Here is a 505-nt window from a genome sequence, read left to right on the forward strand (position 1 = left end):
AGGAAGATCTCATGGCTAAGGCTAAGTTTGAACGTAATAAGCCACACGTTAACGTGGGCACAATCGGTCACGTTGACCATGGTAAAACAACTTTAACTGCTGCTATCGCAACTGTATGTGCGAAGAAATTCGGTGGTGAAGCTAAAGACTACGCTGCAATCGACTCTGCACCAGAAGAAAAAGCACGTGGTATTACAATTAATACATCACACGTAGAATACGATTCTCCAACTCGTCACTACGCTCACGTAGACTGCCCGGGCCACGCCGATTATGTTAAAAACATGATTACTGGTGCTGCTCAAATGGACGGCGCGATCCTTGTATGTGCTGCGACTGATGGTCCAATGCCACAAACTCGTGAACACATCCTTCTTTCTCGCCAAGTAGGTGTTCCATACATCGTTGTATTCTTAAACAAATGTGACCTTGTAGACGACGAAGAGCTTCTTGAGCTAGTTGAAATGGAAGTTCGTGAACTTCTTTCTACTTATGACTTCCCAGG

1 protein-coding gene is annotated in these 505 nt (G+C 45.0%); it reads left to right on the forward strand.

The annotated features are described in order from the left end of the window. Window positions 1-11 precede the first annotated feature (11 nt). On the forward strand, window positions 12-505 hold a 494-nt coding region (locus tag AC1M9K_RS14530; RefSeq protein ID WP_348934719.1), incomplete at its 3' end, for a GTP-binding protein.

The sequence above is a fragment of the Acinetobacter sp. 24-47-67 genome, assembly GCF_056779735.1.